The sequence below is a fragment of the Stenotrophomonas sp. YJH_SMC_101-4 genome, from assembly GCF_059370395.1.
In genome coordinates this window covers 244,648-264,893 of sequence record NZ_JCAFTP010000001.1, presented here as the reverse complement: position 1 = coordinate 264,893, position 20,246 = coordinate 244,648, and the positions used below count along the sequence as shown (strand labels likewise).

At 67.0% G+C, this 20,246-nt stretch carries 22 protein-coding genes; 11 read left to right on the top strand and 11 right to left on the bottom strand.

Annotated features, from left to right (window positions below; translation table 11 throughout):
* Window position 1: 1 nt before the first annotated feature.
* The 5 genes from asnB to AC5P8D_RS01265 form a co-directional block, all read right to left on the bottom strand.
* The gene (gene asnB, locus AC5P8D_RS01285) at window positions 2–1,945 is read right to left on the bottom strand and encodes an asparagine synthase (glutamine-hydrolyzing) (protein ID WP_495203007.1); all 1,944 of its coding nucleotides are present in this window, start codon (window positions 1,943–1,945) and stop codon (window positions 2–4) included.
* Between the two features lie 3 nt (window positions 1,946–1,948).
* Window positions 1,949–4,228, bottom strand: a complete 2,280-nt coding sequence (locus tag AC5P8D_RS01280; RefSeq protein ID WP_495203006.1) for a thiamine pyrophosphate-dependent enzyme — start codon at window positions 4,226–4,228, stop codon at window positions 1,949–1,951.
* 77 nt (window positions 4,229–4,305) lie between these two features.
* Complete coding sequence (locus AC5P8D_RS01275) at window positions 4,306–4,962, bottom strand: glutathione S-transferase family protein (protein ID WP_043401620.1); 657 nt, start codon at window positions 4,960–4,962, stop codon at window positions 4,306–4,308.
* Between the two features lie 164 nt (window positions 4,963–5,126).
* Window positions 5,127–5,666, bottom strand: coding sequence for a GNAT family N-acetyltransferase (locus AC5P8D_RS01270; RefSeq protein ID WP_010486816.1), 540 nt, complete (start codon window positions 5,664–5,666; stop codon window positions 5,127–5,129).
* Between the two features lie 124 nt (window positions 5,667–5,790).
* Entirely contained in the window at window positions 5,791–6,633 is an 843-nt protein-coding gene (locus tag AC5P8D_RS01265) for a glycine zipper 2TM domain-containing protein (protein WP_100447141.1), read from the bottom strand.
* Between the two features lie 163 nt (window positions 6,634–6,796).
* Here AC5P8D_RS01265 and AC5P8D_RS01260 point away from each other — a divergent pair, with 163 nt between their 5' ends.
* Together AC5P8D_RS01260 and AC5P8D_RS01255 are read left to right on the top strand one after the other, a co-directional pair.
* Window positions 6,797–7,015 (top strand): DUF6116 family protein, encoded by a 219-nt coding sequence (locus AC5P8D_RS01260; protein ID WP_010486812.1) that lies wholly within the window; start codon window positions 6,797–6,799, stop codon window positions 7,013–7,015.
* Entirely contained in the window at window positions 7,012–7,785 is a 774-nt protein-coding gene (locus AC5P8D_RS01255) for a TatD family hydrolase (RefSeq protein WP_049453106.1), read from the top strand. Before AC5P8D_RS01260 ends, AC5P8D_RS01255 begins: the two co-directional genes overlap by 4 nt.
* A 33-nt stretch (window positions 7,786–7,818) precedes the next feature.
* On the opposite strand, the gene AC5P8D_RS01250 is transcribed toward AC5P8D_RS01255, so the two are convergent.
* Complete coding sequence (locus AC5P8D_RS01250; RefSeq protein ID WP_010486808.1) at window positions 7,819–8,643, bottom strand: tRNA threonylcarbamoyladenosine dehydratase; 825 nt, start codon at window positions 8,641–8,643, stop codon at window positions 7,819–7,821.
* 80 nt (window positions 8,644–8,723) lie between these two features.
* Between AC5P8D_RS01250 and AC5P8D_RS01245 the strand changes: the two genes are divergently transcribed.
* Together AC5P8D_RS01245 and AC5P8D_RS01240 are read left to right on the top strand one after the other, a co-directional pair.
* Window positions 8,724–9,158 carry a cytochrome c gene (locus AC5P8D_RS01245; protein ID WP_043401586.1) on the top strand — a complete coding sequence of 145 codons (435 nt, stop codon included), beginning with the start codon at window positions 8,724–8,726 and terminating at the stop codon, window positions 9,156–9,158.
* Between the two features lie 136 nt (window positions 9,159–9,294).
* Window positions 9,295–9,789: a glycine zipper 2TM domain-containing protein gene (locus tag AC5P8D_RS01240; RefSeq protein ID WP_010486804.1), complete on the top strand. Its 495-nt coding sequence runs from the start codon at window positions 9,295–9,297 to the stop codon at window positions 9,787–9,789.
* 72 nt (window positions 9,790–9,861) lie between these two features.
* On the opposite strand, the gene AC5P8D_RS01235 is transcribed toward AC5P8D_RS01240, so the two are convergent.
* Window positions 9,862–10,071 (bottom strand): cold-shock protein, encoded by a 210-nt coding sequence (locus AC5P8D_RS01235; RefSeq protein ID WP_010486802.1) that lies wholly within the window; start codon window positions 10,069–10,071, stop codon window positions 9,862–9,864.
* Window positions 10,072–10,306: 235 nt separating this feature from the next.
* Here AC5P8D_RS01235 and AC5P8D_RS01230 point away from each other — a divergent pair, with 235 nt between their 5' ends.
* From AC5P8D_RS01230 to arsC, 3 genes are all read left to right on the top strand, one after another.
* The gene (locus AC5P8D_RS01230; RefSeq protein WP_329759221.1) at window positions 10,307–10,792 is read left to right on the top strand and encodes a DUF456 domain-containing protein; all 486 of its coding nucleotides are present in this window, start codon (window positions 10,307–10,309) and stop codon (window positions 10,790–10,792) included.
* A gap of 119 nt (window positions 10,793–10,911) precedes the next feature.
* Window positions 10,912–12,066, top strand: coding sequence for a phospholipase A (locus tag AC5P8D_RS01225; RefSeq protein ID WP_019337376.1), 1,155 nt, complete (start codon window positions 10,912–10,914; stop codon window positions 12,064–12,066).
* A complete protein-coding gene (gene arsC, locus AC5P8D_RS01220) occupies window positions 12,066–12,407 on the top strand; it encodes an arsenate reductase (glutaredoxin) (RefSeq protein ID WP_019337377.1) in 342 nt (113 codons plus the stop codon). Before AC5P8D_RS01225 ends, arsC begins: the two co-directional genes overlap by 1 nt.
* A gap of 73 nt (window positions 12,408–12,480) precedes the next feature.
* On the opposite strand, the gene AC5P8D_RS01215 is transcribed toward arsC, so the two are convergent.
* The 4 genes from AC5P8D_RS01215 to AC5P8D_RS01200 form a co-directional block, all read right to left on the bottom strand.
* Window positions 12,481–13,116 carry a glutathione S-transferase family protein gene (locus AC5P8D_RS01215; protein WP_057504161.1) on the bottom strand — a complete coding sequence of 212 codons (636 nt, stop codon included), beginning with the start codon at window positions 13,114–13,116 and terminating at the stop codon, window positions 12,481–12,483.
* A gap of 58 nt (window positions 13,117–13,174) precedes the next feature.
* Complete coding sequence (locus AC5P8D_RS01210) at window positions 13,175–13,510, bottom strand: hypothetical protein (RefSeq protein WP_143994009.1); 336 nt, start codon at window positions 13,508–13,510, stop codon at window positions 13,175–13,177.
* A 75-nt stretch (window positions 13,511–13,585) separates the two neighbouring features.
* The gene (locus tag AC5P8D_RS01205) at window positions 13,586–13,981 is read right to left on the bottom strand and encodes a hypothetical protein (RefSeq protein WP_010486790.1); all 396 of its coding nucleotides are present in this window, start codon (window positions 13,979–13,981) and stop codon (window positions 13,586–13,588) included.
* A 117-nt stretch (window positions 13,982–14,098) separates the two neighbouring features.
* A complete protein-coding gene (locus AC5P8D_RS01200; protein WP_143994008.1) occupies window positions 14,099–15,616 on the bottom strand; it encodes a fumarate hydratase in 1,518 nt (505 codons plus the stop codon).
* A gap of 147 nt (window positions 15,617–15,763) precedes the next feature.
* Here AC5P8D_RS01200 and AC5P8D_RS01195 point away from each other — a divergent pair, with 147 nt between their 5' ends.
* From AC5P8D_RS01195 to AC5P8D_RS01180, 4 genes are all read left to right on the top strand, one after another.
* Window positions 15,764–16,660, top strand: a complete 897-nt coding sequence (locus AC5P8D_RS01195) for an RNA polymerase sigma-70 factor (protein WP_495203005.1) — start codon at window positions 15,764–15,766, stop codon at window positions 16,658–16,660.
* A 36-nt stretch (window positions 16,661–16,696) separates the two neighbouring features.
* Window positions 16,697–17,146 (top strand): carboxymuconolactone decarboxylase family protein, encoded by a 450-nt coding sequence (locus AC5P8D_RS01190; protein ID WP_054172155.1) that lies wholly within the window; start codon window positions 16,697–16,699, stop codon window positions 17,144–17,146.
* A gap of 368 nt (window positions 17,147–17,514) precedes the next feature.
* Window positions 17,515–19,386 (top strand): ABC transporter ATP-binding protein, encoded by a 1,872-nt coding sequence (locus AC5P8D_RS01185; protein ID WP_495203004.1) that lies wholly within the window; start codon window positions 17,515–17,517, stop codon window positions 19,384–19,386.
* An 80-nt stretch (window positions 19,387–19,466) separates the two neighbouring features.
* A complete protein-coding gene (locus AC5P8D_RS01180) occupies window positions 19,467–20,246 on the top strand; it encodes a ferredoxin--NADP reductase (protein WP_010486777.1) in 780 nt (259 codons plus the stop codon).

The following is a 20,246-nucleotide window of genomic DNA, read 5'->3' as shown; positions in this document are numbered from 1 at the left end:
ATCAGCCGCCCGTGACGCCCGCGCGCACCTGCCGCCAATGTGCCTGCCAGGCCTGGAACATCAGCACGTTCCACAGATGGGTATGCCACTTGCGCTGGCCGCCGAGGAACTGCTGCCACAGCGGCTGTACCGCGGCCGCTGACAGCACGCCCTCCCGCTCCAGCCGCGCCGGCTGCAGCAGGTCTTCGGCCCATGGCCGCAGGTCGCCCTTCAGCCAGTCACTGACCGGCGCGCCAAAGCCACGCTTGGGCCGGTGCACCATCGACTGCGGCACATAACGACCCAGCACGCGCTTGAGCAGCACCTTGCTGGTGGTTTCGCTGCGCTTGAAGCCCAGCGGCAGCGACCAGGCGAACTCGGCCACGCGCCAGTCCAGCAGCGGCGCGCGTGCCTCCAGGCTGACTGCCATCGAGGTGCGGTCGACCTTGCACAGCAGGTCATCCGGCAGGTAGGTCACGTAATCGGCCAGCATCATCGCGTCGGCCGGTGTGCCGGCGCCGTGCAACGGATCGGCCAGGTCGTAGAAGCTGCCGGCAGCCTGTGCGCCCGGCACTGCCGCCGTCGGGTCGCGCCAGCGCGAGATGCGGTTGCGGTACACGTCACCGATGCCACGCGCGCCGGACTCGGCCAACAGCGCGGCCAGGCCGCCGGTACGCGAGGCCTCGCCCTGCTGCTGGGAGCGCGCGCCCATCCAGCGCCGCAGCGGCCCCGGCACGCGGCCCAGCATCTGCCAGTTGCGCAGCGCTCGCACATAGCGGGTATAGCCGAAGAACAGCTCGTCACCACCATCGCCGGACAGCGCGACGGTTACGCCCTGCCGCGCCAAGCGGGCGACCAGCGCGGTCGGCACCTGCGAGGCATCAGCGAAGGGTTCGTCGAACATCGCCGGCAACTGCGGCACCACCGCCAGTGCATCGGCACCGCTGACGTAGAGTTCGGTGTGGTCACAGCCCAGATGCGCGGCCAGTTCCTTGGCCAGCGGCGCCTCGTCGTGGCCCGAACCGGTGAAGCCGATACTGAAGCTGTGCACCGGCTGACCGCTCTGTGCCTGCATCAGCGCGGCCACCAGCGATGAATCGGTGCCGCCGGACAGGAACACGCCCACCGGCACGTCGGCCACCATGCGCAGCGCCACTGCGTCGCGCAGCAGCCCGTCCAGCTGTTCCTCGGCCTCCTCGATGCGGCCCTGGAACGGCGCAGCCAGCGCCGCCTGCATGCGTGCTCGCGCATCCCAGTAGGGGCGCTGCGCCTGCTCCGGGCGGTGCGCCGATGCCCCCGCCGCGACGGCTTCGGCATCCAGGCGCAGCACGCGCCCCGGCATCAGCTTGTAGCAGCGCTGGTGGATGCTGTGCGGGGCCGGAATGTAGTCCAACCGCAGCAACAGGGTCAGTGCGTCGCGATCGATGTCGTTGTCGAAGGCCGGGTGCTGCCACAGCGCCTTCAGTTCGGAACCGAACACCAGGGTGTCACCGGCCCAGCCGTAGTACAGCGGCTTCTTGCCAACACGATCGCGGGCCAGCCACAGGCACTGCTGCTGGCGGTCCCACAGCGCGATGGCGAACATGCCGTTGCAGCGCTGCAGGGTGTCCTCGATGCCCCACTGCAGGATCGCTGCCAGCAGCACCTCGGTGTCGGAGTGGCCACGGAAGGCATACCCCAGCGGCTCCAGTTCGGCACGCAGGGCGGCGAAGTTGTAGACCTCGCCGTTGTAGGCCATCACGTAGCGACCATCGGATGAGGCCATCGGCTGGTGGCCCAGCGGCGACAGGTCGAGAATGCTCAGCCGACGGTGCGCCAGCGCGATGCCTGCCCCGGCATCGGCCCAGCTGCCGCCATCATCCGGCCCGCGGTGGTGAAGCGCCTCGCCCATGGCCAGAACCTGCGCCTGCAGCACTTCGGCCGACGCCACAGGCGCCGGCAACAACATTCCCGCCAATCCACACATGCATCAAGGTTCCTGCGCCAGTTCAAGGGCGGCGCCAATCACCGCATTGTCGCTTGGAAGCCCGAACATTGCTGCCCCCGCCAGCGGGGTATAGGTATCGGCACCGCAGACCCGGCGCAGCGGCAGGTGGCCGAAACCGGCCTCGACCAGTGCCGTGACCACGCCCTCGCCCACCCCGCCACTGTGGCGGCCCTCGTCCAGCACCAGTACCCGCCGTGCACTGGCGGCCTGGCTGGCGATGAAGCCGGCATCCAGCGGCACCAGCCAGCGCAGGTCGACCACCCGCACCTGCCAGCCCAGCTGCTGCTCGATCGCCCGCGCCGCGCGCAGCGCCATCGGCACGCCGTTGCCATAGGTGTAGACCACCAGGTCGCCTGCCTCCGGCGCATAGACCCGGCCTTCACCCGGTACCAGCGCCTGGCCCTGGTCCGGGTAGTCGAACAGCCACTGGCCATCGCCCGGCTCATGCAGGTCCTTGCTCATGTACAGTGCAATGGGCTCCAGGAACACCGCCACACGTCCATCCACCCGGGCCAGCGCCGCCAGCGTGCGCAGCATCATCACCGCATCGTCGCCACGCGACGGGCAACCGACCACCAGGCCGGGAATGTCGCGCAGCGCCGTGATTGAATTGTCGTTGTGGAAGTGGCCACCGAAGCCCTTCTGGTAGCCCAGCCCGGCCACCCGCACCAGCATCGGATTGCGGTACTGGTCATTGGAGAAGAACTGCAACGAACACGCTTCGCCGCGCACCTGGTCGATGGCGTTGTGCAGGTAGGCCAGGTACTGGATCTCCGGAATCGGCAGCATGCCCATGTTGGCCAGGCCCTGCGCCATGCCCAGGATCATGGTCTCGTCCAGCAGGGTGTTGAACACCCGGCGTGGGCCGAAGCGGCGCAGCAGATCCTTGGTGACGGTGTAGACACCGCCCTTCTGCGCGACGTCCTCGCCGAACAACAGGCTCTGCGGATACTTCGCCAGCAGTTCCTGCAGGCCGTGGTTGATCTGGATGGCGAGGTGCCGTGGCGCCTGCCGCTCAGGCAGGGTCTCCGCACCGCCATACAGCGCTTCGCGCATCTCGGCGGGCACCTCGCGCCGCGCTTCAGCCTGCACCGCCGCCGGTGTGTACGGCGCCAGCGGCGCCATCACGTCCTGCAGCGACTGCAGCGTCGGGTGGCCTTCGGCGTCGGCGGCCGCCGCCATGCAGCGCGCGCGCATCGTTTCGTAGGCCACTTCGATGGCGGCTGCATCCATCCAGCCCGATTCCATCGCGATCTGCGCCGAGCGCAGCAGCGGATCCTGCGCCTCGGCCGCGCACAGCTCCGGCAGCGCGCGCCATTCCACTTCAAAGTCGGTGCCGGCATGGCCCATCAGGCGCGTGGTACGCAGATGCAGGAAGGTCGGCCGCCGCGTGCGCCGGCAATGTTCCACCGCGGCCTGCACCTGGGCATGCCCGGTGGCCAGGTCCAGGCCATCGGCGAAGAAATAGTCGAGCCCCGGCTGCCGGCTGAAGCGCTCGGCAATCCAGCCGTCCGGCGTCTTCACCGAAATGCCCAGCCCGTTGTCCTCGCAGACGAACAGGATCGGCGCCGGCAGCTTCTGGTAGGCCGACCACATCGCGGTATTGAACGCGGTCTGCGCGGTGGCATGGTTGGCCGAGGCATCCCCGAACGAGCACAGCACGATGCTATCGGTGGGAACCGGCAGCGCCTGCCCCAACCGCTTGCCGCTCTCGATGGCCAGCGCGGTGCCCAGCGCCTTCGGCAGGTGCGAAGCAATCGTCGAGGTCTGCGGCAGCACCCACAATGGCTTGCTGCCCCACACCTTGTGGCGGCCACCGCTGGCCGGATCATCCGCGCTGGCGGCGAAGGACAGCGCGGCATCGCGCAGCGGGTCGATACCCGGCACCTGGCGTGAACGCTCGGCCATGAAGGCACCGGAGCGATAGTGCAGGAAGGCGGGATCGGTATGCCGGCAGGCCCGCGCCAGCAGCGCATTGCCTTCATGGCCGGAGGAACCGATGGTGTAGAAGACCTTGTTCTGCACGCGCAGCACGCGTGCCATCAGGTCCAGCTGGCGGCTGGCCAGCTGCGAGTCGAACAGCTCGCCGAAAGCAGCGGCGGTGAGCGTGCTGCCCGACAGGATCGGCGCATCCGGTGCCGGGCGCGGACGCGGGGTGCCGCGCCAGCCACGCACCGCATCGAGGAAGTTGACGTCGCACACTTCGGCGCGGTTGAGCACGCGCATGCGTGCGGGAATTGGATCTGGAACCACAGCGAACATCGAACACCCTCCGTGTCGTTGTTGCATTCGGCCGGGCATGGCCCGGCGCTACCCTGTGGGAGTCACCCTGGTGAGAGTCACGCGGCCTCGAATCGCGAGCGCACTTCGGCGGTCACCGCCGGCATCGGCAGGAAGCGCGGCTGCTCACGCACGCGCTGCAGCCAGGCGCGAACTTCCGGGAACGGCTCCAGGCTGATACCGCCCTCGCCCGCCACATCGGTATAGGCAAACAGGGCGATATCGGCGATGCCGTATCCGCTGCCGGTGAACCATTGCGCCTGGCGCAGGTGCTGCTCCATCACCGCCAGCGCGGTGGCGGCGCGCTCGTGCAGGCGTGGCAGTTCGGCGCGGCGCGGCGATTCGGGCGCGGTCCAGCCGCGGATGAAGCGCGCCACTGCCACGCACGGCTCGTGCGTGTACTGCTCGAAGAACATCCAGCTCAACGCCTGCGCGCGCTCCCAGCCATCAGTGGGCAGGTACGGCGTGCCTTCGGCCAGCCAGAACAGGATCGCGTTGGATTCGGTCAGCACGCGGCCATCGTCGCGGACGATCAGCGGCACCTTGGCATTCGGGTTGAGCGCCAGGAATTCCGGGGTATGGGTCTGGCCGTGGGCACTGTCCACTTCCACCCAGCGGTAACGGCTGCCGAGCTGCTCCAGCAGCAGGCGGACCTTGTGGCAATTGCCCGAGACCGACATGCCATGCACCGTCAGCGGGACGCGCTCTTCCACCATTGCCTGCTCCATCACGTCCGGCCGGCGGCCGGCTGCGTGCAGTCTGGCAAGCACGCCGGTGAATGCCAAGCGCGGGTGCAGCATGCGGACAATCTGTAGAGCCGAGCCCATGCTCGGCTGCATTTGGCGAACGGCAGCCGAGCGTGGGCTCGGCTCTACAACCGTTAACGGCGCTGCCGCCACTGCTCGCGCGACTGGCCCCAGATCTGCATCGGCTTGTCGTTGTACGGCGCTGGCAGCTCCCCCATGCGCAGCATCGTGCTGCCGAGCTTGCGCGCGACCGCCCGCGAGTTGTCGTTGTTCTCGGCGATGGTGTGGATCACCTCATCCCACCCGAGCGTGTCGAACGCCCAGTCGATCGCGGCGACCGCAGCTTCCGGCGCATAGCCCCTGCCCCAGCTGGCATGGCGGATGCCCCAGCCGACCTCGGTACCGGGCCAGTCCTGCGGTTGCCAGGGACCCATGCGCCCGATCCAGTCGCCGCTGGATTTCTCGATCACGCTGAACATCGAGAAGCCGAACAGCTGCCAGGCGCCAGCCAGGCTGCAGAAGCCACGCCAGGCCACCGAAGGCGGCTGCACGCCACCGAGGGTGCGCATCGTTTCCTCGTCGGCGCAGAACGCCAGGTAAGGTTCGTAGTCCTCGCGCAGCAGCGGGCGCAGGATCAGGCGCTCTGTTTCGATGCGCAGGTCGAAGATGCTCATGCCGACTCCATGTCGAAGGGGCCACCATGATGGTGGATTCCGCGTCCACACGGATGAATGCCCGCGCTCACAAAAGAACGGGCCGGCATGAGCCGGCCCGTCGGGTACAGCAGGGTGTTCTGGATTACTGGCGCGTGGCCGCAGTGGCGCCGGCAGCAGCGGTCTGCGTGACCAGCTGGCCATCGACCACCGGCAGGCGATCGCTGGCCGGCTTGTTGTCCATGCGCACGGTCTTCTCGGCGCCGTCGTAGCGGTAGGTCACGTTGTAGCCCTTCACCACGTCGTTGGTGCCCATGGCAATGCGGTTGCCCGGCTTGCTGGCCATGCGCATGGTGCCGGTGGTGCCGTCCTCGTTGCGGTAGGTCACGTTATAGCCGGTGACGCGGCTCGACTCGGAGGTCGCGGTCTCGGTGTGGCACTGGCGCTCGGTGCGGTTGACCACGCGGCCACCCACATGGCGCTTGTCGATCTGGTTGCCGATGAAGCCACCGGCCACGGCACCGGCCGCGGTCGCGGCCTTCTTGCCGTTACCACCGCCAACCTGGTTGCCGAGCAGGCCGCCGACCACCGCGCCGACCACGGTGCCGCCGACGTTGCCGTCACGCTCCGGCAGGCGCTCCTGCACGGTCACGTCCTGGCAGACTTCATGCGGGGTCTGGGTCGTGGAGGTCTCGCGCACCGCATCGGTGCCGATCACGGTGGCGTAGGCCTTCTGCTTTTCGGTGATCGGGTCGACCTTCAGCACATCGGCATATTCCAGCCCACGCGGTGCCGACGGGTCGAGCGTGTCACCACGCGCGCCATCGTCAGTGGCGTTGCCATCGACCAGGCGCGATTCGCCATTGGGGGTTCCGGCGCTGATGGAATCAGGCGACGTGTCGCCGCTCTTCATGAAGGCGGCGGTGGCGATACCACCGACCAGCAGCGCGCCCGCTGCGACCAGGACAGTTGTAGTTGTGCTTTTCATGACCTGCTCCTTGCGGACCATCCGCAACGTTCTCGGACCAGATTGCAGCATGCGCTGCCTGAACGGAATCTCCACATTTCCTGCTCATTCCCGTAACCCATTCAGCATCGGGAAATGCTGGGCCCGTGGTAGCGTTTGCATATTCCCCAGGAGGACCCCCGCCATGGCCAACCCGATGCTGCTGCCGGTACTGCAATGGGCGCGCCGGCTACGCTACCCCACCCTGTTCAAGCTCACCGCAGGCCTGTTCGTGCTGACCCTGTTCATCCCCGACCCGATCCCGTTCGTCGATGAACTGGTGCTCGGCTTCGGCACCCTGCTGCTGGCCAACTGGAAAAGCCGCAACACCGCCACGGCGCCGCCGTCGCTGGAACAGCGTTGAGCCTGCTGGTCGACAGCCACTGCCACCTCGATGCCGGCGAGTTCGACAGTGACCGCGCCGCCGTGATCGCACGCGCGCAGGCCGCTGGCGTGCGCCTGCAGGTGGTGCCGGCGGTGACCGCGGCCAGCTGGCCGAAGCTGCGCGAGGTCTGCCAGCAGGCGCCGGGGCTGTACCCGGCCTACGGCCTGCACCCGATGTTCCTGTCCGAGCACCGGCCCGGCCACCTGCCGCTGCTGCGCGAGTGGATCGAGCGCGAACGCCCCTGCGCGATCGGCGAATGCGGCCTGGACTTCTTTGTCGAAGGCCTGGATGCCGAGACGCAGCAGGCGTACTTCATCGGCCAGCTGCAACTGGCCCGTGAGTTCGAGCTGCCGGTGATCGTGCATGCGCGGCGCGCGGTGGACGTGGTGATCGCCGCGATCCGTCGCATCGGCGGCCTGCGCGGCGTGGTGCACAGCTTTTCCGGCAGTCCGGAACAGGCGGCACAACTGCACCGGCAGGGCTTCCTGCTCGGGCTCGGCGGCCCGTTGACCTACGAACGCGCGCAGCGCCTGCAGCGGCTGGTGCGCGACATGCCGCTGGAACAGCTGCTGCTGGAGACCGACGCGCCCGACCAGCCTGACGCCGGCATCCGCGGCCAGCGCAACGAACCGGCACGGCTGGGGGTCATCGCCCGCCACGTGGCCACGCTGCGCGGGATGGAGCTGGACGCAGTGGCCCAGGCCACGACGGAGAATGCACGACGCCTGTTCGCGCTGCCGGCAATGTAACGGTAGGTGCCGGCCGCTGGCCGGCACGATCCATCACACCTCGCTGGCCTCTACCGCTTCGGCCTTCACTTTCTTCGGCTCCAGCAGCATTTCCAGCGCCTTGCCCACCGCCGCGAACGCGAACGCGCCAGTGATATGGGTCGCCGCACCCAGGCCGGCGCCGCAGTCCAGCTTCAACGCCGCATCGGCGCCGAGGTTCGGGCGGATGCCACAGACGCTGCCATCAGCCTGCGGATACTTCACGTTCTCCAGCGAATACACTGCCGGCACACCGAAATAGCGCTTGGCGTTCTTCGGGAAATTGAACTCGCTGCGCAGCTTCTTGCGGATCAGCGCCAGCATGGCGTCGTGCTCGGTGCGCGAGACGTCGCGGATGCGCACCAGGGTCGGGTCGGTACGGCCACCGGCGGCACCGACGGTCAGCAGCGGCAGCTTGCGGCGACGGCACCAGGCAATCGTCTCGACCTTGACCCGGAAGCTGTCGCAGGCATCGATCACCAGATCGAAGCCACGGTCCAGCAGCTCCGCCATGTTCGACACGGTCAGGAACGCCTGCACGGCATCGACCTCGATGTCCGGATTGATCGCGCGGCAGCGCTCGGCCATCGCCTCGGCCTTGTTGCGGCCGTAGTTGCCTTCCATCGCCGGCAGCTGCCGGTTGGTGTTGGAGACGCAGATGTCATCGGCATCGATCAGGGTCAGGTGGCCCACCGCCGAGCGGGCCAGCGCTTCCACCACCCATGAGCCGACGCCGCCCATGCCCACCACCGCCACGCGGCTACCCTGCAGGCGCTCGAGCGCACCCACGCCATACAGCCGTTCGATGCCGGCGAAGCGTTGTTTGACCTGTTCATTCATCCCGCTATTTTAACGTGCAGGCGCCAGCGCCTGCAGCGCGCCGGCATCGAACCCACCGTTGCACGCCCGGAGAGCCCGCCATGAACGCCAGCCCACCCCGCCGCCCGTCCACCGCCTACCGCTATCTGTTCGTGCTCGGCCTGGGACTGTTGATCGGCCTGATCGCCACGGTGATGGTGGGCCGCGCCCTGCAGGCGCGCCGCGACCCGTTCCCGGACAGCCTGATGCAGGTGATGCAACGGCAATCGCAGCTGCTGCAGCAGGCCCAGCAGCAGAACCGCTGCAGCCTGGCCGACAGCGTGCCGCGCCTGCAGGCCCTGCGCCTGCTGTCCAACGACCTCGATCTGGCCTTTCCCGGGCTGAAGGACAACGCGCAGTTCCAGCAGCACGCCAGCCAGCTGCGTGGCAACCTCAACGCCGCCCTGGCCGCGCCGCCCAGCGACTGCACGGCCCTCGCCCAAGTGGTGGAAACCGTGCAGGCCGACTGCCGCGCCTGCCACCAGGACTTCCGCTGAGCCGCATTCATCCTGCAGCCGGGCAAGGCACGCACGGTTGGCGCGTCGTTCACGTTCGAAAGGAGACGATTCGTCCACCCTGCTGCATGACGCAGTACCACCCCAGACACCCGCCTTCACGGCCAGGAGACGCCCCATGAAGATCCAGCTCATTGCCGCCAGCGCCATCGCTACCCTCGCCCTGGCAGGCTGTGCCACCTCGCCTGGCTACGGCGGTGGTGGTTACAACAACGGCTACAACAATGGCGGCTACGGCAACAACGGCGGTTACAACCAGGGCCGCTGCGCTGACTGCGGCATCGTCACCCGCATCAATACCGTGCAGTCCGGCCGTACCGCCCCCAGCGCGACCGGCGCGATCCTGGGCGGCATCGTCGGCGCCGTGGCCGGCCACGAGATCTCCGACCACACCGGTGGCAGCCGTGGCAACAAGAACATCGCCGCCGCTGCGGGCGCAGTCGGTGGCGCGCTGGCCGGCAACCAGATCCAGAAGAACGTGACCAGCGACACCTACGACATCAGCGTGCGCATGGACGATGGCCGCACCATCGTGGTCAACCAGCGTGACCTCGGCGGCATCCGCGAAAACACCTACGTGCGCGTGGTCAACGGCAAGGTCATCCTGCGCTGACCCGCACCGGGCCATGCGCAACGAAAAAGGCCCGCTTGCGCGGGCCTTTTTCATGCCGACAGGCGGCGGGCATTACACCGGCTGCACCTTGTCAGCCTGCAGACCCTTCTGGCCCTGCACGACTTCGAAGCTCACAGTCTGGCCTTCCTTGAGGCTCTTGAAGCCCTGGGTCTCGATGGCGCGGAAGTGCACGAACACGTCCTCGCCATTCTGCCGGCTGATGAAGCCGAAGCCCTTCGCATCATTGAACCACTTTACGGTACCGGTCTCGCGATCAGCCATCTCACTAACTCCCTTTGACTCTCTCTTGTTGTTGGAAACGCCTGGTGGGCGGCTGACAAGCAAGGGGGAAGCGAGGTGCATCGATGCAGCGGATCGGGAAGATCTTGCTTCATCAGGCCACGATCCACGGTGACCTTGCCAAGCTCAGCGACTGCAACTTAACCCGCCCAAAACGAAAAAGCAACTGGCAAAATCTTTCACTGTCAACCCCAAAACGGCCACCATACGGGACAGCATGGGACTCTCATTCATCTTATATCTGCTAGCGGTCATTTTTGTCCTCCTCGGCGTCGCCGGGATCATCCTGCCAGCCCTCCCCGGCATCCCGCTGGTATTCATCGGACTGCTGCTGGCGGCCTGGGCCGACGGCTTCGCCCATGTGGGCTGGCCAACCCTGGTCGCACTGGGTGTACTGACCGTGCTCTCGCTGCTGGCGGACGTGCTGGCCACAGTGGTGGGCGCACAACGGGTGGGCGCCAGCCGGAAGGCGCTATGGGGCACGTTCCTCGGCAGCATCGTCGGCCTGTTCTTCATGCCGATCGGCCTGTTCGCCGGCCCGTTGATCGGCGCCCTGCTCGGCGAGTACTGGCACACCCGCGAGCTGGGCCGCTCGACCAAGGTCGGCCTGGCCACCTGGCTCGGCATCCTGCTCGGCCTGGCGCTGAAGCTGGCGGTGGTGATCGCGATGCTGGGGCTGTTCGCCTTCGCCTGGTTCCTGTGACCGGTGCAGCCTTCACGCTACACGCACGCAGTGGCCGTGCATAAACCGTAGGGGCTGGCCGCGATCCGGTACAGCCGCCACACTGTGCGATTCCCGTATTCACCGAAGGGCCTGCTGGAATGACCCTCCCCCCGCTGCTTCCCCGCCTCGCTCCGCTGGCGCTGGCCCTGGCCAGTGCGCCGCTGGCCGCGCAGGAATTCGTGCCCAGCACCGACACTTCGCCGGCGGCGTGTGCCGCCATCACCACCGACGCCGCGCGCCTGGCCTGCTATGACCGCCTGTTCGCGCACACCCCGCAGGCCACGGCGGCTGCCGACGCCGCTGCCGAGGCGGCCGCGCAGGCCCGTCGCGAAGAGCGCCAGACCGCACGCGTGAGCCAGGGCGAAGAGAAACTGCGCGAACGGGTCAGCGACCTGTTCCGTCCGGCAGCACCGGACAGCGCGCTGGCCAACGCCGGACGCGGTTCGCTGCTGGACAGCCGCTGGGAGCTGGCCGAGGACTCCAAGCTGGGCCCGTTCCAGCTGCGTGCCTACAAGCCGGTATACCTGCTGCCGGCGTTCTGGACCAGCGACCGCAACACCACGCCGCATTCGCCGAACCCGGCCAACACGGTCACCACCCCGCAGGTGCTCGACAGTGCCGAACTGAAGTTCCAGATCAGCTTCAAGACCAAGATCGCCGAGAACCTGTTCGGCGACAACGGCGATATCTGGGCCGGCTACACCCAGAGCTCGCGCTGGCAGGCCTACAACGGCGAGGATTCGCGCCCGTTCCGCGAAACCAATTACGAGCCGGAAGTGATGATGGTATTCCGCAACGGCTACTCGATCGGTGGCTGGCGCGGGCGCATGACCGGCATCGCACTGAACCATCAGTCCAACGGCCGCGCTGATCCGCTGTCGCGCAGCTGGAACCGGGTGATGCTCAACATCGGCCTGGACCGTGAGAACTGGGCACTGGTGCTGCGTCCGTGGTACCGCATTCCCGAGACCCGCAGCGACGACAACAATCCGGACATCGAGGACTACATGGGCCGCGGTGACGCGACCCTGACCTGGAACCGCAACGGCCATGAAGTCTCGCTGATGGCGCGTCATTCGCTGCGCACCGGCAGCCGCTCGCACGGCGCCCTGCAGCTGGATTACGGCTTCCCGATCAGCAACCTGCTGCGCGGCCATGTGCAGATCTTCGACGGCTACGGCGAAAGCCTGATCGACTACAACCACAAAGCCACCTACGTGGGTGTGGGCGTGTCGCTGCTGGAGTGGTTCTGATGGACGTGACGATCTGGCATAACCCGGCCTGCAGCAATTCGCGCGGCGCCCTGAAGCTGATCCGCGATGCGGGCTTCGAGCCGGAGGTGATCGAGTACCTCGGCAATCCCCCCGATGTGGCCACACTGCGCCAGGTGCTGGCCGAATCCGGATTGAGCGCGCGTGATCTGGTGCGCAGCAAGGAATCGCAGTTCGCCGAACTGGGCCTGGAAGATGCGGACGAGGCCACGCTGCTGGCCTCGATGGCCGAACACCCGCGCCTGATCAACCGCCCCGTGGTGCGCACGCCCAAGGGCACACGGCTGTGCCGCCCGCCGGAAACGGTGCTGGAGATCCTCTAGCCCGAAAAAGGGGACGGAGGGAATTAAGTCGTTTGTGCACAAACGACTTAATTCCCTCCGTCCCCTTTTTTGGTTATCGCCAGTCGGTGATGCCCTCGCGGCGATACACCTCGGCGAACGCCGGGCGCGCCTTCATCGACGTGGCATGCGCCTTCAGCACCGGCCAGGTGTCGCTGGGCTTCGGCATGCCGCGCGACCAGCGCATCAGCATCACCAGCATGTAGTCGACCACGCAGGGCGTGGCGCCCAGCAGGTAGGGACCATGCACCTGCAGGTGCGTGGCGACATGCTGCCAGGCCGCTTCAAGGCGCTGACGGGCCATCTCGCGGCTCGCCTCGATATTCGCCTCCCCCGCCATTTCATGCGGGTAGAACCAGGCGCGATAGGCGGGCTGCAGCGTATTGGCACACCAGAACATCCATCGGTAGGCCTCGGCACGCTGTGGCGTACCCACCGGGGGCAGCAGGTTGGCGTCCGGATGGCGATCAGCCAGGTACAACGCAATGGCCGCCGCTTCGGTCAGTACCAAGCCATCGATCAGCAGCGTCGGCACCACACCGGCCGGATTCAGCGCCAGGTACTCCGCCGACTTGTGCTCGCGCGCGTCGAAATCCAGCAGCACCAACTCGTGCTCGATGCCCAGCTCGATCAACAGCCAATGCACCACGAGGGCGGCAGTACTGGTCGAACCATACAGCGTGGTGCTCATGCGGAAGATCCTGTGCAGGTGGATCCGCCGATTATGCGCCCGCGCGCGCGATCGTTGCTCAGCCGCAGCTGCTCATGCAGGAATCCCGGCGTTCGCCACAGGACATCATCGGCGCGCGCATCGTGCAGTCATGCGCCTTCAGTTCGCAGGCACGGCGCAGTTCGGGGTTGGCAACGTCCTTGCAGCGCTTGTCCGGCGCAGGCACCGCCTGCTGCTCGCAGCTGAAGGCACTGTTGCCGGTGCTGCCCCGCGCCATGCAGCTGCGATAGTCGGCCTGGCACTGCATGCGGCACTGCGAGGAGGCGGAGAAATCCGCACCTTCATAGGATGACATTGTGCTGCAGCCGGCCAGGACCAGCAGGAACACAGCCGCGACGGATCGATGCAGGCGCATGGGCACATCCAGTGCAGGGGAGTGCCGACCCTAGCAGACTACGGTTACTCGTGCAGGCACCTACGCGTGCCGCGATCAGTACACGGGAATACCGGTGTCGGTGCGGACGTCATTCACGGTACCGCCGCAGGAGAGCAGGCACTGGGCGTACGGGGCACTGCATGAAGGAAGCGCCGGGGGACCGCAGTAGTTGCCGGCACCGTTGCCCCCTTCGCAGTTGTGCCGCTGCTTGTCGTCGGCGATACCACTGCAACGGCTGATGATCCGGCTCTTCTCGCTTTCGCAGCTCCGCTGATCCGATTCGGCACGGGCGCGGTTGTGGAAGTCGCACGTCGCCTTCTGGCTCTCGCAGACCGACGCGCAGATCTTCCCCGCTTCGTGGGTGGGTGGCTCGACGAAATAACGTGGCCCGCAGGCGCTGCACGCCAGCGTAGCGACCAGCAACACGAAAACACGCGACCACTGCAGCACGATGGACTCCCTTCCAGTACGCCGGCCAGTACGTTGGCAGAGCAGGCCGCGCGCGGGCAGGCTGCACACAACAACGGCGCCACGCGGGCGCCGTTGCCTGAAACGGAAGCGGAAGACTTACTCCACCACCACCGGAATCTTGCCGATGCGGGCCTGCCATTCGCGCGGGCCGGTCTTGTGTACCGATTCGCCAGTGGAATCCACTGCCACGGTCACCGGCATGTCCTGCACGGTGAACTCGTAGATCGCTTCCATGCCCAGATCAGCGAAACCGACCACCTTGGCCGCCTTGATCGCCTTGGACACGAGGTAGGCCGAACCGCCGACCGCCATCAGGTAGGCCGACTTGTGCTTCTTGATCGCCTCGATGGCGGCCGGGCCGCGCTCGGCCTTGCCGACCATACCCAGCAGGCCGGTCTGCGCCAGCACCTGCTCGGTGAACTTGTCCATACGGGTCGCCGTGGTCGGGCCGGCCGGGCCCACCACTTCGTCGCGCACCGGATCAACCGGGCCCACGTAGTAGATGAAACGCCCCTTCAGGTCGACCGGCAGTTCCTCGCCCTTGTTGAGCATGTCGACCATGCGCTTGTGCGCGGCGTCACGGCCGGTCAGCAGCTTGCCGTTGAGCAGCAGGGTCTGGCCCGGCTTCCAGCTGGCCACGTCCTCCGGCGTGATCGTGTCCAGGTCCACGCGGGTGCCCTTGGACGAATCGTAGGTCAGCTTCGGCCAGTCTTCCAGCGACGGCGGGTCCAGCATCACCGGGCCGCTGCCGTCCAGGGTGAAGTGCGCGTGGCGGGTGGCCGCGCAGTTCGGGATCATCGCCACCGGCAGGTTGGCCGCATGGGTCGGATAGTCGTTGATCTTGATGTCCAGCACAGTGGTCAGGCCGCCCAGGCCCTGCGCGCCGATGCCCAGCGCATTGACCTTCTCATACAACTCCAGGCGCAGCTCCTCGATGCGGTTGGAGGCACCACGGGCCTGCAACTCGGTGATGTCGATCGGCTCCATCAGCGCTTCCTTGGCCAGCAGCATCGCCTTTTCGGCGGTGCCACCGATGCCGATGCCGAGCATGCCCGGCGGGCACCAGCCGGCGCCCATGGTCGGCACGGTCTTCAGCACCCAGTCGACGATGGAGTCGGACGGGTTGAGCATGGCGAACTTGGTCTTCGCTTCCGAACCACCGCCTTTGGCGGCAACGATGACGTCGACCTTGTTGCCCGGCACCACCTTGACGTTGACCACGCCCGGGGTGTTGTCCTTGGTATTGATCCGCTTGCCGGCCGGATCAGCCAGCACCGAGGCGCGCAGCTTGTTGTCCGGGTGCATGTAGGCGCGGCGAACGCCTTCATTGGCCATGTCTTCCACGCCCATGGTGGCGTCATCCCAACGCACGTCCATGCCGATTTCCAGGAACACGGTGACGATGCCGGTGTCCTGGCAGATCGGACGGTGGCCTTCGGCGCACATGCGCGAATTGATCAGGATCTGCGCCATCGCCTCCTTCGCGGCCGGCGACTCCTCGCGCTCGTAGGCGGCGGCAAGGTTCTTGATGTAGTCGACCGGGTGGTAGTACGAGATGTACTGCAGCGCGTCGGCGATGGACTGGATGAGGTCTTCCTGCTTGATCGATGTCACGTCTTGCTCGCTTGCTCGAGGCTGGCGGGGGTAATCCGCCCATTTTACCCCCTCCCCCGGCCGCGGGGTGGTAGTGCCGGCCGCCGGCCGGCACTATCCGCGCAAGCCCTCTGTCACGCCATGCGCCACTGCGGCGTCCTTGCCCACATGAACGCTGAAACCGCTTTCCAGACCCACCGCCCGCGCCTGATGGCCCTGGCCTACCGCCTGCTCGGCAGCCGCGCCGACGCCGAAGACGTCGTCCAGGATGCCTGGCTGCGCTGGTCCGGCGTCGACCCGGCGGCCGTCCGCGACCCCGAAGCCTGGCTGGTCACCACCACCACCCGGCTTGGCCTGGACCGGCTGCGCGCGGCCAAGCGCGAGCGCGTGCACTACGTCGGCCCGTGGCTGGCCGAGCCGCTGGCGGTCACGCTGGAGCCCGACCCGGCGCCCGGCCCGGCCCAGCTGCACGCGCTGGCCGACGATGTCTCGGTCGCCTTCCTGACCCTGCTTGAGCAGCTGGGCCCTGAAGAGCGCGCCGCTTTCCTGCTGAAGGAGGCGTTCGACCACGACTACCGCGAAATCGCCGACCTGATCGGCCACAGCGAAGCCAACTGCCGGCAGCTGGTGCATCGGGCCCGGCAGCGCCTGCAATCCGGGCGCCCACGCTTCAATGCCGATGCCAGCCAGCACCGGCAGCTGCTGGCGCGCTTCATGGACGCCTCGCAGCGCGGCGACAGCGAAGCGATCCAGGCCCTGCTGCACGCCAACGCGCAGCTGGTCTCCGACGGTGGCGGCGTGGTTACCGCAGCAATCCGCCCGCTGCTTGGCGCCGAGCGCATCGGCCGCCTGTTCTGGGCGATCGCCCGCCGTGGTGCCGCGCACCCGGCGCAGCTGGGTTACGTCAACGGCGAACCGGCGATCCTGCGCTTCCATGGCGATCGGCTGCACTCGGTCACCACCATCGAAGTGGTCGATGGCCGCATCGCCAATGTGTACAGCGTGCTGAATCCGGAAAAGTTGCCGATCGTTGTCACGCGCGGTGACGGCACGGCGTCCTTGTAATGAAAGGCGGCCATCGTGGCCGCCGTGGAGCCGAAAATGTCCGACCACACCTCTCCCCGCGTCCCCTACACCCGCCTGGCCGCCGAGGCCTTCAAGGGCCTGCTGGCCACCAGCAAGGCGGTGCACGAAAGCTCGATCGACCCGACGTTGATGGAGCTGCTGTTCCTGCGTGTTTCCCAGCTCAATGGCTGCGGCTACTGCATGGACATGCACGCCACCACGCTGCGCAAGGGCGGCATCGAGCCACGCAAGCTGGACACCCTGCCCGCCTGGCACGAAAGCCGCTTCTTCGATGCCCGCGAACGCGCGGCGCTGGGCTGGGCCGAGGCACTGACCCGGCTGACCGACGGTGCGCCGTCGCAGGCGGCGTTCGATGCGTTGGCACCGCACTTCGACGAGAAGGGCATCAGTGACCTGAGCATGGGCATTGCGGTGATCAACGCCTGGAACCGGCTGGGTGCGGGCCTGCTGCCGCCGCTGCCGTAAAAGGGTTCTGTGGCCGGGCTGCCGCCCGGCACCCACAGAGGCCAGAGCAACAGCTGGAGCAACGGCAAAAGCTGGCTCTTCTGCGGGTTGGCAGGGTGGGTCAGGTCGCAGCGGAGGCTGCAAGTACGTCCATGCAAGCTCGGTCGCCGCATCCATGCGGCTCACGCCCCTACGACCTGACCCACCCCGCCCTCGACAGGCTTCTACTGCTGTTGGTAGGTGTCGACCTTGGTCGACACGGCAGATCCACGCCGTGCGTGGATGCGGGAGGGCTGGATCCCTTCGCTTTGCAAAGGGATCTGACCCCGGTGCCGGCCACACGGCTGCACTGACCCCCTCTGCACGTATCAGGCGCGCACAATACGGGCATGCCTGCTTCCCCCACCGCTGGCGCTGCCGCCGCGAAGAAACCCAGCCTGCGCCAGCGCTTCAAGGCGATGCGCAACCTGCCGCCGTTCCTGCGCATGGTCTGGCAGACCAGTCCTGTGCTCACCCTGGCCAGCTTGGGGCTGCGCCTGATCCGCGCGCTGCTGCCGGTGGCGATGCTGTACGTCGGCAAGCTGATCATCGACAGTGCCCTGCACCTGAGCCAGCACGATGCCGGTTTCCCGCCGCTGGGGGAGGCGCTGTCCAGCGGCGTGCTCAATCCACTGCTGGGCCTGCTGGCGCTGGAGTTCGGCCTGGCCATCGCCTCGGACCTGCTCGGCCGGTTGGTCAGCTACGCCGACGCCCTGCTTTCCGAACTGTTCGCCAACGTCACCAGCATCCGCCTGATGGAACACGCGGCAACGCTGGACCTGGAGGATTTCGAGGACCCGGACCTGCAGGACAAGCTGGACCGTGCGCGGCGCCAGACCATGGGCCGGATGAACCTGATGAGCCAGCTGTTCGGCCAGGTGCAGGACGCGATCACCGTGGCCAGCCTCGCCGTTGGCCTGCTGGTCTACGCGCCGTGGCTGATCCTGCTGCTGGCGCTGGCACTGGTGCCGGCCTTCATCGGCGAATCGCACTTCAACGCGGCCGGCTACAGCCTCAACTTCCAGTGGACGCCCGAGCGCCGCCAGCTCGACTACCTGCGCCAGTTGGGTGCCAGCGTGGAAACGGCCAAGGAAGTGAAGATCTACAACCTGCACCGCTTCCTGGTGGAGCGCTACCGGCGCCTGTCGGTGGCGCTGTTCCAGGCCAACCGGGCGCTGGCCCGCCGCCGCGCGTTCTGGGGCACGCTGCTGGCTGCACTGGGCACCCTGGGGTATTACACCGCCTACGCCTACATCGCCTGGCGCACGGTGCGCGGCGATTTCTCGATCGGCGACCTGACCTTCCTTGCCGGCAGCTTCCTGCGCCTGCGCCAGCTGCTGGAAGGCCTGCTGATCGGCTTTTCGCAGGTGGCCAGCCAGGCGCTGTACCTGGATGACCTGTTCTCGTTCTTCCAGATCCAGCCGGAAATCCATTCGCGCGAAGGGGCCGTGCGCGTGCCGCAGCCGATCCGCCAGGGTTTCGTGTTCGAGAACGTCGGCTTCCGCTACCCCGATGCCGAGCAGTGGGCGGTGCGCCATCTGGATTTCCAGCTGCGGGCCGGCGAAGTGCTGGCCCTGGTCGGCGAGAACGGCGCCGGCAAGACCACGCTGGTGAAGCTGCTGGCGCGGCTGTACGAGCCGGACGAGGGCCGCATCCTGCTCGATGGCCGTGACCTGCGCGACTACGACCTGGACGACCTGCGCGCCAACCTCGGGGTGATCTTCCAGGACTTCGTGCGCTACAACCTCAGCGCCGGCGAGAATATCGGCGTCGGCCAGGTCGAGGCGATGGACGACCAGGCACGCATCGCCGACGCCGCGCGGCGCGGCATGGCCGAGGACGTGATCGACGACCTGCCCGGCGGCTACGACCAGCTGATCGGCCGCCGCTTCAAGCAGGGCGTGGACCTGTCCGGTGGCCAATGGCAGAAGATCGCCATTGCCCGCGCGTGGATGCGCAATGCGCAGGTGATGATCCTGGATGAGCCAACCGCAGCGCTGGATGCCCGAAGTGAGTTTGAAGTGTTCCAGCGGTTCAGGGAACTGGCGGATAATCGCACCGCAGTATTGATTTCCCACCGTTTTTCCTCGGTACGCATGGCCGATCGCATCCTGGTGCTGGCCGATGGCCGCATCGAGGCCAGCGGCACCCATGAGCAGCTGATGGCCCAGGGAGGACGGTACGCCGAGCTGTTCGAGCTGCAGGCGGCGGGTTACCGCTGAGAACGCCTCTCGTTCCGCCTAATGAGAACCCGTCTCATTTGAGATAGAATCACCCCCGACGACTTTCGATAGATACGCCCATGTCCTCCGCTTTCGGCGCCGAAACGGTGCTTGAGGTCCGTCACTGGACCGACGCCTACTTCAGCTTCACCACCACCCGCGACAGCGGCTTCCGCTTCGAGAACGGCCAGTTTGTGATGATCGGCCTGGAAACCGAGGCGCGGCCGTTGCTGCGCGCCTATTCCATCGCCAGCGCCAACTGGGAAGAGCATCTGGAGTTCTTCAGCATCAAGGTGCAGGACGGACCGCTGACCTCGCGCCTGCAGCACATCAAGCCGGGCGACAAGGTGCTGGTTGGCAAGAAACCCACCGGCACCCTGCTGATCAGCGACCTGCACCCGGGCAAGAACCTGTATCTGCTGGGCACCGGCACCGGCATGGCACCGTGGCTGTCGGTCATCAAGGACCCGGAAACCTACGAGCGCTTCGAGAAGGTGATCCTGTGCCACGGCGTGCGCTACGAAAAGGACCTGGCCTACCGCGATTACTTCGAGAAGGAACTGCGTGAGCATGAGTTCCTGGGCGAGATGATCGGCGACAAGCTGCTGTACTACCCGGCCGTCACCCGTGAACCGTTCGCCAACCAGGGCCGCCTGACCCAGCTGATGGAGAGCGGCGAGATGCAGCGCACCCTGGGGCTGCCGGAGCTGAGCCCGGAAAACGACCGCGCGATGATCTGCGGCAGCCCGCAGATGCTGGCCGACCTGCGCACCGTGCTCGACGCGCGTGGCTTCCAGGTCTCGCCGCGCATCGGCCAGCCGGGCCACTACGTGTTCGAGCGCGCGTTCGTCGAGAAGTAA

Bases quoted from the DNA above. Each gene is read 5' to 3' on its own strand.
- asnB (WP_495203007.1), bottom strand. From the start codon at position 1,945: ATGTGTGGATTGGCGGGAATGTTGTTGCCGGCGCCTGTGGCGTCGGCC.
- AC5P8D_RS01280 (WP_495203006.1), bottom strand. From the start codon at position 4,228: ATGTTCGCTGTGGTTCCAGATCCAATTCCCGCACGCATGCGCGTGCTC.
- AC5P8D_RS01275 (WP_043401620.1), bottom strand. From the start codon at position 4,962: ATGGTGGAAGAGCGCGTCCCGCTGACGGTGCATGGCATGTCGGTCTCG.
- AC5P8D_RS01270 (WP_010486816.1), bottom strand. From the start codon at position 5,666: ATGAGCATCTTCGACCTGCGCATCGAAACAGAGCGCCTGATCCTGCGC.
- AC5P8D_RS01265 (WP_100447141.1), bottom strand. From the start codon at position 6,633: ATGAAAAGCACAACTACAACTGTCCTGGTCGCAGCGGGCGCGCTGCTG.
- AC5P8D_RS01260 (WP_010486812.1), top strand. From the start codon at position 6,797: ATGGCCAACCCGATGCTGCTGCCGGTACTGCAATGGGCGCGCCGGCTA.
- AC5P8D_RS01250 (WP_010486808.1), bottom strand. From the start codon at position 8,643: ATGAATGAACAGGTCAAACAACGCTTCGCCGGCATCGAACGGCTGTAT.
- AC5P8D_RS01245 (WP_043401586.1), top strand. From the start codon at position 8,724: ATGAACGCCAGCCCACCCCGCCGCCCGTCCACCGCCTACCGCTATCTG.
- AC5P8D_RS01240 (WP_010486804.1), top strand. From the start codon at position 9,295: ATGAAGATCCAGCTCATTGCCGCCAGCGCCATCGCTACCCTCGCCCTG.
- AC5P8D_RS01235 (WP_010486802.1), bottom strand. From the start codon at position 10,071: ATGGCTGATCGCGAGACCGGTACCGTAAAGTGGTTCAATGATGCGAAG.
- AC5P8D_RS01230 (WP_329759221.1), top strand. From the start codon at position 10,307: ATGGGACTCTCATTCATCTTATATCTGCTAGCGGTCATTTTTGTCCTC.
- AC5P8D_RS01225 (WP_019337376.1), top strand. From the start codon at position 10,912: ATGACCCTCCCCCCGCTGCTTCCCCGCCTCGCTCCGCTGGCGCTGGCC.
- arsC (WP_019337377.1), top strand. From the start codon at position 12,066: ATGGACGTGACGATCTGGCATAACCCGGCCTGCAGCAATTCGCGCGGC.
- AC5P8D_RS01215 (WP_057504161.1), bottom strand. From the start codon at position 13,116: ATGAGCACCACGCTGTATGGTTCGACCAGTACTGCCGCCCTCGTGGTG.
- AC5P8D_RS01210 (WP_143994009.1), bottom strand. From the start codon at position 13,510: ATGCGCCTGCATCGATCCGTCGCGGCTGTGTTCCTGCTGGTCCTGGCC.
- AC5P8D_RS01195 (WP_495203005.1), top strand. From the start codon at position 15,764: ATGAACGCTGAAACCGCTTTCCAGACCCACCGCCCGCGCCTGATGGCC.
- AC5P8D_RS01190 (WP_054172155.1), top strand. From the start codon at position 16,697: ATGTCCGACCACACCTCTCCCCGCGTCCCCTACACCCGCCTGGCCGCC.
- AC5P8D_RS01185 (WP_495203004.1), top strand. From the start codon at position 17,515: ATGCCTGCTTCCCCCACCGCTGGCGCTGCCGCCGCGAAGAAACCCAGC.
- AC5P8D_RS01180 (WP_010486777.1), top strand. From the start codon at position 19,467: ATGTCCTCCGCTTTCGGCGCCGAAACGGTGCTTGAGGTCCGTCACTGG.